The following is a 16,401-nucleotide window of genomic DNA, read 5'->3' as shown; positions in this document are numbered from 1 at the left end:
GAACCGGAATGAAGAGAACGTTTTAGCTGGTTGCAACCAGGCGTGCAGGGAAAATGTGGTGCCCCATCGGCAATTCGGTTTTTTCGATACGCTGCATAATACGGTCTGCCAGCTGATAACCCATTTCACGGGCAGGCGTGGTCGCCCAGACAATGGGCAGATCGTCGAGCGCGTTTTCTGCGACGTCAGCGAAGGCTCCCAGCCCGATCTGCTGATCAAAGAAGGTCCCCACCCCGCTCTCCCCGCTCTGCCGCCCGGCGCGAATCAGGCCAAACCACGCCCCCATGGCAATGGTTTCGTTGTAGCAGATCACCGCGCTCAGGGTCGGATTGTGGCGCAGCAGTGTGCCCATCGCTTCGGCCGCTTTTTTCTGACTGGATTCACACTCCACCACCCACTCGCTATGGAAAGGCAGGCCATATTTCAGCAGGGTGGCGCAGTATCCGCCGACGCGCTCGGCGCGGGTCAGAGAAGAACTTTTACCGCCGAGCCAGGCGATGCGCTGATGACCGCGGCGAATAAGATGTTCGGTCAGCATTTGTGCGGCCTGCATATTGTCCGGGCGTAGCGTATCGGCTTCATCGAGATAACTTGCCCGCGAGGCAAACACCAGCGGGATGCCCTTTTCGGCCGCGCGTTCACACAGCTCGCTACTCACTCCCGAAGCACCGGCAATGATCACCCCGTCTACACCCTGAGTTAATAACATTTCGAGACGCTGCACTAACTGCCCGGCCTCACGCCCGCCATGCAGCAGAAAGACCATCCGCCCCTGCGCCTCCAGCGCTTCGGTCAGCCCGGCGGTCAGTTCAGCGTAAAAGGGAGAGGTCAGGTCGCGCACGATAAGCCCAATCACCCCGCTCTGTCCGCCGCGCAGCGATGCCGCCTGGCGATTACGCACAAAACCCAACTGCTCCACGGCGTCGTTAACGCGCTGGCCGGTCGCGGGAGAGATTCGCCCTTTGCCGCTCAGAACCAGCGATACCGTGCTGACAGAGACCCCCGCCGCCAGCGCGACATCGTTAATCGTGATTTTTTTTGCTACTGCCATACGCTCCCGCCACCCTTGTGTTCCATTCCGGTAAAACGTTTTATCAATAGGTTATATTTATACTGCCTGTCAAAGCCTGAGAATGTGATTTACACCGCACTAAATCTTGATAAAACGTTTTATCTTTTCGCAGCATCGAAGCCGCTACACTGATTTTAACAATAAAGGAGTCGTTTGATGACGACGAAAACAACACAAAAAGTCTCGCTATGGGAATTTTTCCAGCAGTTAGGAAAGACCTTCATGCTGCCCGTTGCCCTGCTCTCCTTCTGTGGGATTATGCTCGGTATCGGCAGTTCATTAAGCAGTCACGACGTAATCAGTCTGATCCCGGTGCTGGGCAACCCGGTGCTGAAGGCCATTTTCGTCTGGATGAGCAAGGTCGGTTCTTTTGCGTTTAGCTTCCTGCCCGTCATGTTCTGTATCGCTATACCGCTGGGCCTGGCACGCGAAAATAAAGGCGTGGCCGCGTTTGCAGGTTTCGTTGGTTATGCGGTGATGAACCTCGCCGTCAACTTCTGGCTGACGGCGAAAGGTATCCTGCCAACGACCGATGCCGCCATCCTGAAGGCCAACAATATCCAGAACGTGATCGGCATTCAGTCCATTGATACCGGTATCCTCGGGGCGGTGATCGCAGGGGTCATTATCTGGTTACTGCATGAGCGTTTCCACAATATCCGCCTGCCCGATGCGCTGGCTTTCTTCGGCGGCACCCGTTTTGTCCCCATCATCACTACCCTGGTGATGGGGCTGTTTGGTCTGGTGATCCCGTTGATCTGGCCCGTATTTGCGCTGGGTATTACCGGCATCGGTCACATCATCAACAGCGCGGGCGACTTTGGACCGATGATTTTCGGTACCGGCGAGCGTCTGCTACTGCCCTTTGGTTTACAGCATATTCTGGTGGCGCTCATCCGCTTCACCGAAGCCGGCGGCACCATGGACGTATGTGGCAACTCCGTAAGCGGAGCACTGACCATCTTCCAGGCGCAGCTGAGCTGCCCTACCACCCACGGCTTCTCTGAAAGCGCCACCCGTTTCTTATCGCAGGGCAAAATGCCCGCTTTCCTCGGCGGCCTGCCGGGTGCTGCGCTGGCGATGTACCACTGCGCTCGCCCTGAGAACCGCCATAAAATTAAGGGCTTGCTGATCTCCGGCGTGATCGCCTGCGTAGTCGGCGGCACTACCGAGCCAATCGAATTCCTGTTCCTGTTCGTCGCCCCGGTGCTTTACCTTATCCACGCCATACTGACCGGGATTGGTTTTACTACCATGGCGGTGCTGGGCGTGACTATCGGCAATACCGACGGCAACGTTATCGATTTTGTGGTGTTTGGCATCCTGCACGGTCTGTCGACCAAATGGTATCTGGTGCCAGTGGTGGCCGCGATCTGGTTTGTAGTCTATTACGCCATTTTCCGCTTCGCCATCACCCGCTTTAACCTGAAGACGCCGGGCCGCGATATCGATACCGCGGCTGCCGTTGAGCAGGCCGTGGCCGGCGTGACCGGTAAATCGGGCTATAACACCCCGGCCATTCTGGCGGCGCTGGGCGGCGCTGATAACATTACTTCGCTGGATAACTGCATCACCCGCCTGCGTCTGTCGGTTAAGGATATGTCCCTGGTAGACACCAACGCCCTGAAGGCAAACCGCGCCATCGGCGTCGTGCAGTTGAATCAGCACAACCTTCAGGTGGTCATTGGCCCACAGGTACAGTCAGTAAAAGATGAGCTGGCGACGCTGATGCGAACGGTAGAAGCCTGACGTCTCGCCCCCTTCTGCAGAAGGGGGCTTTTTCATTAAGGACGAAAAATGTTTGATTTTTCCACCGTCGTGGATCGCCACGGCACCTGGTGTACCCAGTGGGATTATGTGGCAGACCGCTTCGGTGCTGCCGATCTGCTGCCGTTTACCATCTCCGATATGGATTTCGCCACCGCCCCCTGCATTATCGACGCGCTGCATCAGCGAATTGACCACGGCGTATTTGGCTATAGCCGCTGGAAGAATGCTGAGTTTCTTGCCGCCGTGGCCCACTGGTTCCGCCAGCGTTTTCACTGCGCAATCGACACCGAGGCCCTGGTTTATGGCCCGTCGGTTATCTATATGGTCTCGGAACTGATTCGTCAGTGGTCGCAGCCCGGCGACGGCATCGTGGTTCATACCCCCGCCTACGATGCGTTTTACAAAGCGATTGAAGGAAATGGCCGCCAGGTTGTCGCCCTCCCCCTGCACAGGGATGCTGAGGGCTGGCAGTGCGATATGACGGCTCTGGAGCATGCTCTTGCGCAGCCGCAGAATAAAATTTTACTGCTGTGCAGCCCGCAAAACCCGACGGGGAAAGTCTGGTCCCGGGAAGAACTGACCCGGATGGCCCAGCTCTGCGCACGCCACAACGTGGCAGTAATTAGCGACGAAATTCATATGGATATGGTCTGGAGCGGCCATCAACATACTCCCTGGAGCGCAGTAGCGCAGGGGCCGTGGGCGTTACTCACCTCGGGTTCCAAGAGCTTTAATATTCCGGCGCTCACGGGAGCGTATGGTCTGATTGGGGATGAGGCGACCCGGGCGGCTTATCTGGATGCGCTCAAAGGCCGGGATGGGTTGTCATCACCGTCGGTGCTGGCGCTGGTTGCCCACATCGCCGCCTATCAGCAGGGCGAACCCTGGCTGGATGCCCTTCGCCACTATCTTGAAGAGAATCTGCACTACGTCGCCACGACGCTTAACCACGCTTTCCCGCAGTTGAACTGGCAGCCGCCGCAAGCTTCTTACCTCGCCTGGATCGATCTTCGCCCGCTCGGTATTGACGACAAAGCGCTGCAGAAAGTGCTGATTGAGCAGCAAAAGGTAGCGATAATGCCCGGCTATACCTATGGTCAGGAGGGGGCTGGCTTTGTGCGCCTTAATGCGGGTTGTCCACGCGGCAAACTGGAACAAGGGGTGGCGCGCTTAATTGCTGGTATTCATGCCTTAAACTAGCGATACCCTTCCAGAACCGCGCCCTGGTCGTAACCGGGGCGCTTGCTTTTTTGTCGCACCGCGTCGATATTTGTTCATTACATCAATGAGTTAAGGATATTATTGTGATAATACGCCAGTCTTTCCGCTTAACGGCGGCGGTTCGCGAGTGGCTCATGGGGTTTTAATGACCCTGCGTGTTTATAGCGGGTATACGCTGCGCTGCCGGTCCGCTGGATAGCGAAAGAAACTGCTCCTGCGGTACGCTTCCTCCGCAGCAACCTTTTTACCTGCGGGTTAACGCAGCATTTTTAATACATTATTGACCTGTTGTATAATGACCTGCACTTCACCTAAATAAGAGTGCGTCCATGATTGATACCCGCCTGCCTTTAACCGACATCCATCGTCACCTTGATGGCAATATTCGCGCCCAGACTATCCTCGACCTTGGCCGCCAGTTTAATTTGACCCTGCCCGCCCAGTCCCTTGAGGCGCTAATTCCGCACGTTCAGGTGACTCAAAACGAACCGGATTTGGTGAGTTTCCTTAGCAAGCTGGACTGGGGGGTGAAAGTGCTCGCCTCGCTGGACGCCTGTCGCCGTGTCGCATTTGAAAATATTGAAGATGCCGCGCGCAATGGTCTGCATTATGTGGAGCTGCGATTCTCGCCGGGGTATATGGCTATGACCCACCAGCTGCCGGTAGCCGGTGTGGTAGAAGCGGTTATCGCCGGGGTACGTGAAGGCTGCAACGCGTTTCCGGTAGTGGCGCGTTTAATTGGCATTATGAGCCGCACCTTTGGTGAGTCCGCCTGCCTGCAAGAGCTGGAAGCGCTGCTGGCCCATCGCGATCAGATCACGGCAATCGATCTTGCCGGTGACGAGCTGGGCTTCCCGGGTAGCCTCTTCCTGTCCCACTTTAACCGGGCGCGTGATGCGGGCTGGCACATTACCGTTCATGCGGGCGAAGCCGCAGGCCCAGAGAGTATCTGGCAAGCGATTCGTGAGCTGGGCGCTGAGCGTATCGGTCACGGGGTGAAAGCGGTAGAAGACCCTGCCCTGATGGCATTCCTTGCCGAGCAGCGCATCGGGATCGAATCCTGCCTGACCTCCAATATCCAGACCAGCACCGTACCGTCGTTGGCACAGCATCCGCTGAAAACCTTCCTGGAACAGGGCGTACTGGCCTCGATTAACACTGACGATCCGGCGGTTCAGGGCGTGGATATCATTCACGAATACAACGTAGCGGCACCGCAAGCGGGGCTTAGCCGGGAGCAGATCCGCCAGGCGCAGATTAACGGACTGGATATTGCCTTCCTCAGCCAGGCAGAAAAAACGGCGCTGATTGCCCACGTGCAGAACGGCTGAGTGATTCCCCGCCGCCTGGCGGGGTTTAGCGTTGTCGTCCCTGGCGGCATAGCCACCGCCAGAGGACAGGCTATCAGGTGAGATTCAATGCTGCGCGATGCTTCGCCGACTCGATACCGAGTTCGATCAGCTCCATAATCTGAATCGCCTGGCTGGCCGGTACCGGGTTTTCGCCGTCGCCGTTCAGGGCATCGCGGATCCCCGCGTAGTAAGCCGGATAGTTCCCCGGCAGCGTCAGCCAGGTCTCTTCGACGCGTTCTTCACCTTCCACGCGGGTTAGCACGCCATCACGCATGTCATAACCCCAGTCTTTCTGCGGCAGACGCTCACCATTCTTCAGGCGATCTTCCTGCGGGTCGAGGCCGTATTTCACATAGCTGCCCCGGGTACCGTGCACGATATAGCGCGCCGATTCCGCCGCCGCCAGCATGGTGCCGTGCAGTACAACGCGACGCTGGGGATAGCTCAGAACCGCATGGAAATAGTCCGTCGCCTGCGCGCCAGGGCGCAACTGGGCCAGGTCCACCGACAAGCTGACCGGCAGGCCAAACAGGTTGACCGCCTGATCCAGCAGATGGGGAGCCAAATCGTACCAGATGCCGCTGCCCGGCCCTGCCTGTTCACGCCAGCGGTCGCGCACTTGCGGACGGAAGCGGTCAAAATGTGATTCAAAGAAAGCGACTTCGCCCAGCGCACCCTCGGCATTCAACGCTTTTACCGTCAGGAAATCGCTATCCCAGCGACGGTTGTGAAAGACAGACAGTAAACGTCCCAGGCTTTTCGCCAGCGCGTCCAGCTCGCGGGCCTGTGACAACGTCACGGTAAACGGTTTATCGACCACGACATGTTTGCCCGCTTCGAGTGCCGCTTTCGCCAGGGGGAAGTGTGTATCATTCGGGGTAGGTATAACGATTAAATCGATATTGGGGTCGTTGAAGAGTTGCTTCGGCTCAGAAACCACCGGGACGGTTGGCCAGTCCGCATGAACTTTCGTGGCATCACTACTTGATATTGCCGCCAGCTCCATTCCTGCCGTTCCCGCAATCAGGGGGGCGTGGAATGTTTTACTGGCGTAACCATAACCTATTAATCCAACGCGGATTTTATCGCTCATGACGTTGCCTCTCATCTTATGACCCTTCTATTTCACACGATCTCTCCTGCCCTCACAATAAATTAATACCGAAGGGGAGGCAGCCCCGGCGCGCCTTAAATAAGTAAAATCTTATATCAAATTATAACCTACTGTTTACCATCACAAACCCAGTCCGCAAAGCGCTTGCCGCCACGCGTACTGCGCTGTAAAATTTAGCCCCTGTATTTATGGATAAAACAAATATCAACGATGATGACGTCAATTATTAATCGAATTATTGAGTTAACGGGATGGATTGTCCTGGGGGTCTCTGTGATCCTGCTGGGTGTCGCCAGCCATATTGATAACTATCAGCCTCCCGTCCCCGTAACCAGCGAGGCGCCGCATAAGTAACGCCCTCCTAAAAAAGGGTGACATATGATGTCAGTTGCTTATTGCCAGCGATGATGAACAGCGCTAATCTTCTTCCCCAGGCGTCGGTCGACGCCTGACTTCATCGGCAAAGAAAACTCTTAATTGTGCATGGTGCGCTGTGCAATTTGTTTACCTCTTTTTTTATCCGTTTATTATTCGAACGAATTACCCTGCTGGTATTACTAACTCTTAAATGGAAACTTATTAAAATGACAGTTCAGGACTATTTATTAAAATTTCGTAAGATCAATTCTCTTGAAAGTCTGGAAAAATTGTTTGATCACCTGAACTACACCCTTACAGATAATCAGGACATTATTAGTATGTACCGCGCCGCCGATCATCGCCGCGCAGAACTGGTCTCCGGTGGGCGTTTGTTTAATATCGGCGAGGTGCCAAAGTCCGTCTGGCGCTTCGTACAATAAGAAAGTAGCCATTAGCGCGAAATGTTATATAATCTTGCCCCGGCTATTCTGCCTACGATTTCGCGCTAACTTTCGGGAGATACCATGACCACAACCGCTGGAGAAAGAATTGGAGGCTGGTTACTTGCCCCTCTCGCCTGGTTGCTGGTGGCACTATTAAGCGCATCGCTGGCGCTGGTGCTTTATTCAACGGCTTTAATTACGCCGCATGCTCTCGAGACCCTCAGTGCGCAAAATACCAGTAATAAAGTGATGTGGTTTATTTCCTTCGGTTTCGCCATCGCCATGTGGTACTACACCCTGTGGCTGACTATCGCCTTCTTTAAGCGACGTCAATGCGTACCAAAACACTATATTATCTGGCTGCTGGTTGCGGTGTTATTAGCGGTGAAAGCCTTCGCTTTCTCGCCGGTTTCTGATGCGCTGGCCGTTCGTCAACTGCTCTTCCCGCTACTGGTTACGGCGCTCTTCGTTCCCTACTTTAAGCGCTCTGTACGCGTGAAGCAGACCTTTGTGAACCCGTAATAACCTTACAGTTATCCTGTTGTCGCTTACCGGGCTTTGTCCGATAATAGGCGGCTTTTTTATTTCAGGCTGAATAATGACTGACTACTTACTGCTTTTTGTCGGCACAGTGCTGGTGAATAACTTCGTCCTGGTGAAGTTTCTCGGCCTGTGCCCGTTTATGGGCGTTTCCAAAAAGCTCGAAACCGCGATGGGAATGGGGCTGGCAACCACCTTCGTCATGACCCTCGCCTCTATCTGCGCCTGGTGGATCGATAACTGGATCCTGATTCCTCTGGGTCTGACCTATCTTCGCACCCTGGCGTTTATCCTGGTCATTGCCGTAGTGGTGCAGTTCACCGAAATGGTAGTGCGTAAAACCAGCCCGGCGCTCTATCGCCTGCTCGGCATTTTCCTGCCCTTGATCACCACTAACTGTGCGGTGCTTGGCGTGGCGCTGCTCAATATCAATCTTGGGCATAATTTTATGCAGTCCGCGCTGTATGGTTTTTCTGCAGCGGTTGGCTTCTCGCTGGTGATGGTACTGTTTGCCGCCATCCGTGAACGCATGGTTGCGGCCGATGTTCCGGCGCCGTTTCGTGGTAACGCCATCGCGCTGGTGACCGCAGGACTGATGTCTCTGGCCTTTATGGGCTTCAGTGGTCTGGTGAAGTTGTAATGAATGCAATCTGGATCGCCATCGCCTCGCTCAGCGTGCTGGGTCTGGTGTTTGGCCTCATTCTTGGATATGCCTCCCGCCGCTTTGCGGTCGAGGATGATCCCGTTGTTGAAAAAATTGATGAGCTACTGCCGCAGAGCCAGTGTGGACAGTGTGGCTACCCCGGCTGCCGCCCTTATGCCGAAGCGGTCGGTAACGGCGGAGAGAAAATAAACCGTTGCGCCCCTGGCGGCGAAGCGGTAATGCTCAAAATCGCTGAGCTGCTTAACGTCGATCCCCAGCCGACCGACGGCGAAGAGGCCGCTGAGCCCGTGCGTATGCTGGCGGTGATTGATGAGCCAAACTGCATCGGCTGCACCAAATGTATTCAGGCCTGTCCGGTAGATGCCATCATCGGTGCCACCCGCGCCATGCACACCGTGGTTGAAGATCTGTGCACCGGCTGTAATCTCTGCGTTGCGCCGTGTCCAACGCAATGTATTGAGCTGCGTCCGGTCAGCCCTACGACTGACAGCTGGAAATGGGATCTTCAAACCATTCCGGTTCGTATTATTCCTGTGGAACACCATGCTTAAGTTATTTTCTGCCTTCAGAAAAGAGAAGATCTGGGATTTCGATGGCGGTATTCATCCGCCGGAGATGAAAAACCAGTCCAGCGGTACGCCGCTGCGTCAGATTCCGCTGGCAACGCGTTTTATCATCCCGCTTAAACAGCACATTGGTGCTGAGGGTGAACTGTGCGTGAAGCCGGGTGATACTGTACTGCGCGGCCAGCCGCTGACCTTTGGTCGTGGCCGGATGTTGCCGGTACATGCGCCAACGTCAGGTCAGGTGGTGGCCATCGCGCCTCATACCGTCCCCCACCCTTCCGCCTTATCTGAACTGTGCGTCGTGATTGAAGCCGATGGTGAGGATCGCTGGTGTGAGCGCGAGGGCTGGAGTGATTATCGCAGCCAAAGCCGCGAGGCGCTGATTGAGCGTATCCACCAGTTCGGCGTGGCTGGCCTTGGCGGGGCGGGTTTCCCTACTGGCACCAAACTGCGTGGCGGTGGCGATAAGATTGAAACCTTAATTATCAATGCCGCCGAGTGCGAGCCTTATATCACCGCCGATGACCGTCTGATGCAGGACTGCGCAGCGCAGGTTGTGGAAGGTATCCGCATTCTGGCGCACGTGTTACAGCCACGCGAAGTGCTGATTGGCATTGAAGATAATAAACCGCAGGCCATCTCCATGCTGCGTGCGGTGCTGGCGGGCAGCCATGATATCAGCCTGCGGGTGATCCCCACAAAATACCCCTCTGGCGGTGCGAAGCAGCTCACCCAGATTTTAACCGGCAAGCAGGTTCCGCACGGGGGTCGTTCGTCGGATATCGGCGTGCTGATGCAAAACGTCGGTACCGCCTATGCGGTTAAACGCGCGGTGATTGACGGCGAGCCGCTGACCGAACGTGTCGTGACCCTGACTGGTGAATCCGTTTCACGGCCGGGTAACGTCTGGGCGCGCCTGGGTACCCCAATTCGCCATTTGCTTGAGCAGGCAGGTTTCTGTCCAGGCCCTGAGCAGATGGTGATTATGGGTGGCCCGCTGATGGGCTTTACCCTGCCCTGGCTGGACGTCCCGGTCGTAAAAATTACGAACTGCCTGCTGGCGCCCTCGGCCAGCGAGATGGGCGAGGAGCAGGAAGAGAAAGGCTGCATCCGTTGTAGCGCCTGTGCCGATGCTTGTCCGGCGGATCTGCTGCCCCAGCAGCTCTACTGGTACAGCAAAGGTCAATTGCACGATAAAGCTAAAGCGCACAATCTGGCCGACTGCATTGAGTGCGGCGCGTGCGCCTGGGTCTGCCCAAGTAATATTCCGCTGGTGCAGTATTTCCGCGTCGAGAAGGCTGAAATTTATGCCATTTCGATGGAAGAGAAACGGGCTGCAGAAGCAAAAGCCCGTTTTGAAGCCCGTCAGGCTCGTCTTGAGCGTGAAAAAGAGGCGCGACAGGCACGTCACAAGCAGGCTGCGGTGCAGCCTGCAGCGAAAGATCAGGATGCTATCAAGGCGGCGCTGGCGCGCGTACGTGAGAAAAATGCCAACGCCACCGAAGAGGTGGTGATTCAGTCCGGCACCCGTCCGGATAACAGCGAAGCGATTGCCGCACGGGAAGCGCGTAAAGCCCAGGCCCGCGCGCGTCAGGCTGAGAAAACCGCCGAGCTTCACGATCCGAAAATTGATCCCTCCGTCGAGGCGGTCGAAGAAGCGATTGCGCAGGCGGAGATGCGTAAAGCGGAAGATCATGATGAGGTCTCCTCAGCAACCGTGGATCCGCGTAAAGCTGCCGTAGAGGCGGCTATAGCTCGCGCTAAAGCCCGTAAAGCACAGGCCGAGGAAACTCCGGTCGACGCCCCGGCAGAGCCGGTCGACCCGCGTAAAGCCGCCGTCGAGGCCGCCATCGCCCGAGCCAAGGCCCGTAAAGCCGGGGCGCAGGAAGTCATCCCGGCGGAGCCCGTAGATCCACGCAAAGCCGCCGTTGAGGCTGCCATCGCCCGCGCTAAAGCCCGTAAAGAAGCGCAACAAGAAGAACAGGCCGCCAACGACGACCCGCGCAAAGCCGCCATCTCGGCCGCTATTGCGCGCGTACAGGCAAAAAAAGCCGCACAGCAAGCAGTAAACGAGGATTAAATGGTTTTTAGAATCGCAAGTTCCCCTTATACCCATAACCAGCGCCAGACTTCACGCATCATGATGCTGGTCTGCCTGGCGGCACTACCCGGCATTGCCGTTCAGCTCTGGTTCTTTGGCTGGGGAACGCTCTTCCAGATATTCCTCGGCTGTATCAGCGCCCTCGCCGCTGAAGCGCTGGTGCTCAAATTGCGCAAGATGCCGGTCAGCAAGATTGTCGCCGATAACTCCGCCCTGCTCACCGGCCTGCTGTTGGCGATCAGTATTCCGCCTTTCGCCCCGTGGTGGATGGTGGTACTGGGCACCGTTTTCGCCGTGATTATCGCCAAGCAGTTGTATGGCGGGCTGGGGCATAACCCCTTCAATCCGGCGATGATTGGCTATGTCGTCTTGCTGATCTCCTTCCCGGTTCAGATGACCAGTTGGCTACCCCCCCATGAAATAGCTGCCACCGTACCGGGCTTTATGGATGCTCTTCAGGTGATCTTCACCGGCCACAGCGCCAGCGGAGATATGGACAGCCTCCGGATGGGCGTAGATGGCATTAGCCAGGCCACACCGCTGGATACCTTTAAAACCTCACTGCACGCCGGGCATCCCGTCGAGCAAATTTTGCAGTACCCGATTTACAGCGGCGTGCTGGCAGGTGCGGGCTGGCAGTGGGTCAACCTGGCCTATCTGTTGGGCGGCGTATTTCTGCTGCAACAAAAGGCGATTCGCTGGCATATCCCGGTGAGCTTTATTGCCACGCTGGCGGTATGTGCGACGCTCGGTTGGCTCTTCTCTCCCGAATCGCTGGCAAGCCCGCAGATCCACCTGCTCTCCGGTGCCACCATGCTCGGCGCGTTCTTTATCCTCACCGACCCCGTCACCGCCTCTACCACCAATCGGGGACGTCTGATTTTCGGCGCGCTGGCAGGCCTGCTGGTGTGGCTGATTCGCTCCTTCGGGGGCTATCCGGACGGTGTTGCTTTTGCCGTGCTACTGGCAAACATCACTGTACCGTTAATTGACTACTACACGCGTCCGCGCGTTTACGGCCATCGCTAAGGGAACCGCCATGCTGAAAACCATGCAGAAACACGGCGTGACCCTGGCGATTTTCGCCGCGGCCCTGACCGGGCTCACCGCGCTGGTGAATGAGCTGACCAAACCGACTATCGATCAGCAGGCTGCCCGTCAGCAAAAAGCGCTGTTCGATCAGGTGATCCCGTCAGAGGTCTATGATAATGATCTGCAGCAAAGCTGCTTTATCGTTCAGGCGCCGCAGTTGGGGAAAGGGAACCATCGCGTCTTTATTGCCCGTAAAGGCGATACTCCTGTTGGGGCAGTCATGGAAGCGACAGCGCCGGACGGCTACTCCGGTTCTATTCAACTGCTTGTCGGGGCCGACTTTGCGGGTACCGTTCTTGGCACCCGCGTGACCGAACATCATGAGACGCCAGGCCTTGGGGATAAAATTGAAGTCCGTCTGAGCGACTGGATTTTGCAGTTCGCGGGCAAGGTGATTCACGGTGATAATGATACCGCCTTTGCCGTTAAGAAAGATGGCGGCGAGATTGATCAGTTTACCGGCGCCACCATTACGCCACGCGCCGTGGTCAACGCGGTGAAACGTGCAGGGCTTTATGCGGAAACGCTGCCTGCGCAACTCAACAATCTTCCGGCCTGTGAGGAGTAATCATGAGCCAGGTTAAAGAGGTAATCGTCCAGGGTCTCTGGAAGAACAACTCGGCATTGGTACAGCTGCTGGGGATGTGCCCCCTGCTGGCGGTGACATCCACAGCGACCAATGCGCTGGGTCTGGGGCTGGCAACCACGCTAGTGTTAACCCTGACCAACTTCTCTATCTCAGCCCTGCGTCGCTGGACGCCGTCGGAAATTCGTATTCCAATCTACGTCATGATTATCGCCTCGGTGGTAAGCGTGGTGCAGATGCTGATCAACGCTTATGCCTTTGGTCTGTATCAATCTCTGGGGATCTTTATTCCGCTGATCGTAACCAACTGCATCGTAGTAGGCCGTGCGGAAGCCTTTGCGGTGAAGAACGATCCGGCCATCTCTGCGCTAGACGGCTTTTCTATTGGCATGGGCGCCACCTGCGCCATGTTTGTGCTCGGTTCGATGCGTGAAATTCTGGGTAACGGGACGCTCTTTGACGGTGCAGATGCACTGCTGGGCGGCTGGGCGAAGGCGCTACGCATTGAAGTCTTCCATACCGATACTCCGTTCCTGCTGGCTATGTTGCCACCCGGTGCCTTTATCGGCCTTGGCATGATGCTGGCGGTAAAATACCTGATTGATGAGAAACGCAAACGTCGTGCGGCAGCCCGCAGCGTAAGCGTTGAAGATGGCGCGGCCGGGAAAGCCTGATGAACAAAGAGAAGCGTATTGCGATTCTGCAACGCCTGCACGATGAAAATCCGCACCCGACGACGGAGCTGAAGTTTACTTCGCCTTTCGAACTGCTGATTGCTGTGCTGCTCTCAGCCCAGGCGACGGACGTCAGCGTCAACAAGGCCACCGCGCTACTCTATCCGGTGGCAAATACCCCGGAAGCGATGCTGGCGCTGGGCGTGGATGGCGTAAAGCAGTACATCAAAACGATTGGCCTCTTTAATAGCAAAGCGGAAAACGTGATCAAAACCTGCCGGATCCTCGTTGAACAGCACGGTAGCGAGGTACCGGAAGATCGCGCAGCCCTGGAGGCGCTACCTGGCGTGGGGCGCAAAACGGCGAACGTGGTATTAAACACGGCGTTCGGATGGCCGACAATCGCAGTAGATACCCATATCTTTCGCGTCTGCAACCGCACCCAGTTTGCCCCCGGGAAAAATGTCGAGCAGGTTGAAGAGAAGCTTCTGAAAGTGGTCCCTGCCTCGTTTAAAGTGGATTGCCATCACTGGCTCATCCTTCACGGGCGTTATACCTGTATTGCGCGCAAACCACGTTGTGGCTCGTGCATCATTGAAGATCTCTGCGAATATAAAGAGAAAGTCTACGCCTGAACCGTCGTCCGACGGTTCATTATTACCCCTGGCAACAGCAAGCCTTTGAAACCCAACCTGCCTGTTCGCTTTTTATACGTCGATCCTGCTCTTGCTTTGCCAACGCGCAGTGATTTCATAGGGCGCATTAACGGAAAGACAGGTTAATTGTTTTTTTGTCAGCGAAAATTTCTATAACTCTGTGATCGCGATCACCCTGATAACGTGATGTTAGTTTTTTGTGTATAAAAGACGGGTAACCCCTTCCGCGCGCAGGTGATACAACCGCCCATGCAACATATCTGACCAGCTAATTTTCAGAACATAGCCCATATCACCACTCAAACAACCAAACAGCAGAACATATCGCCATAAGCCCATTCCCTCCCCGCCCTGGTAGTGAAAAAATCCAGTAAAACCTAATGGATGAAATTTAACGCTAAATAACATTTAGATTTCTGGCGTATTGTATCGGCTTAGTTAAATGTAACAGACCATTACAAATGTATTGCCAGATGGGTCAGGATAGTGAACATTACCCGCCGTTTCCCATCCAACTATAACTATAAAGCGGATGGTTTTTTAGACATCACGCTATGAACACCCCCGTTAATATGGGATGTAAAAAAAGAGGTATATGTGTCTACTGCAAACAATAAACCAGCGGAAGAGAGCGTAAGTCTTAACGCTTTCAAACAACCTAAATCGTTCTATCTCATCTTCTCTATCGAGTTATGGGAGCGTTTTGGTTTCTACGGCCTGCAAGGGATCATGGCGGTTTACCTGGTTAAACAGCTGGGTATGTCAGAAGCCGATTCCATCACGCTGTTCTCTTCTTTCAGTGCGCTGGTATATGGCCTGGTCGCGATTGGCGGCTGGCTGGGCGATAAAGTCCTGGGGACCAAACGTGTTATTTTGCTGGGTGCCATCGTTCTGGCAATCGGCTATGGCCTGGTCGCCTGGTCCGGCCACGATGCAGGTGTGGTCTATTTAGGGATGGCGACGATTGCCGTGGGTAACGGCCTGTTTAAAGCGAACCCGTCCTCACTGCTCTCTACCTGCTATAACAAAGACGATCCGCGTCTGGACGGTGCATTCACCATGTACTATATGTCCATCAATATCGGCTCCTTCTTCTCCATGCTGGCGACCCCTTGGCTGGCGGCAAAATTCGGCTGGAGCGTGGCATTTGCCCTGAGCTTCGTCGGGCTGCTGATCACCGTGGTGAACTTCCTGTTCTGCCGCAGCTGGGTTAAAGAGTACGGTTCTAAACCGGACTTCGCTCCTGTGCAGATGGGTAAATTGCTGGCAACCATCGTAGGTGTGGTTGTACTGGTTGCCATTGCCACCTGGCTGCTGCACAACCAGGGCATCGCGCGTGCGGTTCTGGGCGTGGTTGCACTGGGTATTGTGATCATCTTCGGTAAAGAAGCCTTCTCTATGCAGGGTGCTGCACGTCGTAAGATGATTGTGGCCTTCATTCTGATGGTTGAAGCCATTGCCTTCTTCGTGCTTTACAGCCAGATGCCGACTTCACTGAACTTCTTCGCCATTCGTAACGTTGAGCACTCTATCCTCGGTATCGCGTTCGAGCCGGAGCAGTTCCAGGCGCTGAACCCATTCTGGATCATGGTCGGTAGCCCGATTCTGGCGGCGATTTACAACAAGATGGGTGACCGTCTGCCAATGCCGCACAAATTCGCTATCGGTATGGTGCTGTGCTCGGGCGCCTTCCTGGTGCTGCCGCTGGGTGCGAAATTCGCCAGTGATGCGGGTATTGTCTCTGTTAACTGGCTGATCCTGAGCTACGCGCTGCAGTCTGTCGGCGAGCTGATGATCTCCGGTCTCGGTCTGGCAATGGTTGCTCAACTGGTGCCGCAGCGTCTGATGGGCTTCATTATGGGTAGCTGGTTCCTGACCACCGCGGGCGCAGCGATCATTGCAGGTAAAATTGCCTCCCTGATGGCAGTACCGGAAAACGTGACCGATCCGCTGCTCTCCCTGAATGTCTATGGCTCCGTGTTCCTGCAGATTGGTATTGTGACCGCCGTTATCGCAGCACTGATGCTGCTGACGGCCCCGAAACTGAACCGTATGACTCAGGACGACGACACGACGGCGAAAGCGAGCAACACCGCGACCGTGTAATGTCATCGGGAAACGACTGAAGAGAAGCCGCTAACTGTGCGTTAGCGGCTTTTTTTTTATCTGGCGGCGCACTAACATAGCGAT

The 16,401-nt window shown here is 55.5% G+C and carries 16 protein-coding genes; 14 read left to right on the top strand and 2 right to left on the bottom strand.

Annotated features, from left to right (window positions below):
* Window positions 1-22: 22 nt before the first annotated feature.
* Complete coding sequence (locus tag B3511_RS08720; RefSeq protein WP_207293644.1) at window positions 23-1,051, bottom strand: Mal regulon transcriptional regulator MalI; 1,029 nt, start codon at window positions 1,049-1,051, stop codon at window positions 23-25.
* A 177-nt stretch (window positions 1,052-1,228) separates the two neighbouring features.
* Here B3511_RS08720 and malX point away from each other — a divergent pair, with 177 nt between their 5' ends.
* From malX to add, 3 genes are all read left to right on the top strand, one after another.
* Complete coding sequence (gene malX / locus B3511_RS08715; protein WP_040075885.1) at window positions 1,229-2,821, top strand: maltose/glucose-specific PTS transporter subunit IIBC; 1,593 nt, start codon at window positions 1,229-1,231, stop codon at window positions 2,819-2,821.
* Between the two features lie 48 nt (window positions 2,822-2,869).
* Entirely contained in the window at window positions 2,870-4,042 is a 1,173-nt protein-coding gene (locus tag B3511_RS08710) for a MalY/PatB family protein (RefSeq protein ID WP_286781785.1), read from the top strand.
* Between the two features lie 350 nt (window positions 4,043-4,392).
* Window positions 4,393-5,394 (top strand): adenosine deaminase, encoded by a 1,002-nt coding sequence (gene add / locus B3511_RS08705; RefSeq protein WP_286781783.1) that lies wholly within the window; start codon window positions 4,393-4,395, stop codon window positions 5,392-5,394.
* Between the two features lie 73 nt (window positions 5,395-5,467).
* Here the strand turns inward: add and B3511_RS08700 are convergent, their stop codons facing one another.
* Entirely contained in the window at window positions 5,468-6,508 is a 1,041-nt protein-coding gene (locus tag B3511_RS08700; protein ID WP_286781781.1) for an oxidoreductase, read from the bottom strand.
* Window positions 6,509-6,754: 246 nt separating this feature from the next.
* Between B3511_RS08700 and blr the strand changes: the two genes are divergently transcribed.
* From blr to dtpA, 11 genes are all read left to right on the top strand, one after another.
* Entirely contained in the window at window positions 6,755-6,883 is a 129-nt protein-coding gene (gene blr, locus B3511_RS08695) for a division septum protein Blr (protein ID WP_172657838.1), read from the top strand.
* Between the two features lie 230 nt (window positions 6,884-7,113).
* The gene (ydgT, locus tag B3511_RS08690; RefSeq protein WP_040078505.1) at window positions 7,114-7,329 is read left to right on the top strand and encodes a transcription modulator YdgT; all 216 of its coding nucleotides are present in this window, start codon (window positions 7,114-7,116) and stop codon (window positions 7,327-7,329) included.
* 84 nt (window positions 7,330-7,413) lie between these two features.
* A complete protein-coding gene (locus B3511_RS08685) occupies window positions 7,414-7,854 on the top strand; it encodes a DUF2569 domain-containing protein (protein WP_040075890.1) in 441 nt (146 codons plus the stop codon).
* 76 nt (window positions 7,855-7,930) lie between these two features.
* Complete coding sequence (rsxA, locus tag B3511_RS08680; RefSeq protein ID WP_046887210.1) at window positions 7,931-8,512, top strand: electron transport complex subunit RsxA; 582 nt, start codon at window positions 7,931-7,933, stop codon at window positions 8,510-8,512.
* On the top strand, window positions 8,512-9,087 hold the full coding sequence (rsxB, locus tag B3511_RS08675; protein ID WP_212477993.1) for an electron transport complex subunit RsxB: 576 nt from the start codon (window positions 8,512-8,514) through the stop codon (window positions 9,085-9,087). The genes rsxA and rsxB overlap by 1 nt, the downstream gene beginning before the upstream one ends.
* Window positions 9,080-11,182 (top strand): electron transport complex subunit RsxC, encoded by a 2,103-nt coding sequence (gene rsxC / locus B3511_RS08670; RefSeq protein WP_286781776.1) that lies wholly within the window; start codon window positions 9,080-9,082, stop codon window positions 11,180-11,182. The genes rsxB and rsxC overlap by 8 nt, the downstream gene beginning before the upstream one ends.
* Window positions 11,183-12,232 carry an electron transport complex subunit RsxD gene (rsxD, locus tag B3511_RS08665; RefSeq protein ID WP_286781774.1) on the top strand — a complete coding sequence of 350 codons (1,050 nt, stop codon included), beginning with the start codon at window positions 11,183-11,185 and terminating at the stop codon, window positions 12,230-12,232.
* Between the two features lie 10 nt (window positions 12,233-12,242).
* On the top strand, window positions 12,243-12,863 hold the full coding sequence (rsxG, locus tag B3511_RS08660; RefSeq protein ID WP_046885985.1) for an electron transport complex subunit RsxG: 621 nt from the start codon (window positions 12,243-12,245) through the stop codon (window positions 12,861-12,863).
* Between the two features lie 2 nt (window positions 12,864-12,865).
* Entirely contained in the window at window positions 12,866-13,555 is a 690-nt protein-coding gene (locus B3511_RS08655; protein ID WP_046885984.1) for an electron transport complex subunit E, read from the top strand.
* Window positions 13,555-14,190, top strand: coding sequence for an endonuclease III (nth, locus tag B3511_RS08650; protein ID WP_046885983.1), 636 nt, complete (start codon window positions 13,555-13,557; stop codon window positions 14,188-14,190). The genes B3511_RS08655 and nth overlap by 1 nt, the downstream gene beginning before the upstream one ends.
* 618 nt (window positions 14,191-14,808) lie before the next feature.
* Entirely contained in the window at window positions 14,809-16,317 is a 1,509-nt protein-coding gene (gene dtpA / locus B3511_RS08645) for a dipeptide/tripeptide permease DtpA (RefSeq protein ID WP_212477989.1), read from the top strand.
* The last annotated feature ends 84 nt before the right edge of the window (window positions 16,318-16,401 follow it).

It is taken from the genome of Leclercia sp. UBA1284 (assembly GCF_002308415.1).
Classification (GTDB): domain Bacteria; phylum Pseudomonadota; class Gammaproteobacteria; order Enterobacterales; family Enterobacteriaceae; genus Enterobacter; species Enterobacter pneumoniae.
The sequence above is the reverse complement of the archived record's forward strand: the minus strand, read 5'-3'. Positions and strand labels throughout refer to the sequence as shown.

Excerpts from the sequence above, each read along its gene's own strand:
- B3511_RS08720 (WP_207293644.1), bottom strand. The coding sequence starts at position 1,051 with ATGGCAGTAGCAAAAAAAATCACGATTAACGATGTCGCGCTGGCGGCG.
- malX (WP_040075885.1), top strand. The coding sequence starts at position 1,229 with ATGACGACGAAAACAACACAAAAAGTCTCGCTATGGGAATTTTTCCAG.
- B3511_RS08710 (WP_286781785.1), top strand. The coding sequence starts at position 2,870 with ATGTTTGATTTTTCCACCGTCGTGGATCGCCACGGCACCTGGTGTACC.
- add (WP_286781783.1), top strand. The coding sequence starts at position 4,393 with ATGATTGATACCCGCCTGCCTTTAACCGACATCCATCGTCACCTTGAT.
- B3511_RS08700 (WP_286781781.1), bottom strand. The coding sequence starts at position 6,508 with ATGAGCGATAAAATCCGCGTTGGATTAATAGGTTATGGTTACGCCAGT.
- ydgT (WP_040078505.1), top strand. The coding sequence starts at position 7,114 with ATGACAGTTCAGGACTATTTATTAAAATTTCGTAAGATCAATTCTCTT.
- B3511_RS08685 (WP_040075890.1), top strand. The coding sequence starts at position 7,414 with ATGACCACAACCGCTGGAGAAAGAATTGGAGGCTGGTTACTTGCCCCT.
- rsxA (WP_046887210.1), top strand. The coding sequence starts at position 7,931 with ATGACTGACTACTTACTGCTTTTTGTCGGCACAGTGCTGGTGAATAAC.
- rsxB (WP_212477993.1), top strand. The coding sequence starts at position 8,512 with ATGAATGCAATCTGGATCGCCATCGCCTCGCTCAGCGTGCTGGGTCTG.
- rsxC (WP_286781776.1), top strand. The coding sequence starts at position 9,080 with ATGCTTAAGTTATTTTCTGCCTTCAGAAAAGAGAAGATCTGGGATTTC.
- rsxD (WP_286781774.1), top strand. The coding sequence starts at position 11,183 with ATGGTTTTTAGAATCGCAAGTTCCCCTTATACCCATAACCAGCGCCAG.
- rsxG (WP_046885985.1), top strand. The coding sequence starts at position 12,243 with ATGCTGAAAACCATGCAGAAACACGGCGTGACCCTGGCGATTTTCGCC.
- B3511_RS08655 (WP_046885984.1), top strand. The coding sequence starts at position 12,866 with ATGAGCCAGGTTAAAGAGGTAATCGTCCAGGGTCTCTGGAAGAACAAC.
- nth (WP_046885983.1), top strand. The coding sequence starts at position 13,555 with ATGAACAAAGAGAAGCGTATTGCGATTCTGCAACGCCTGCACGATGAA.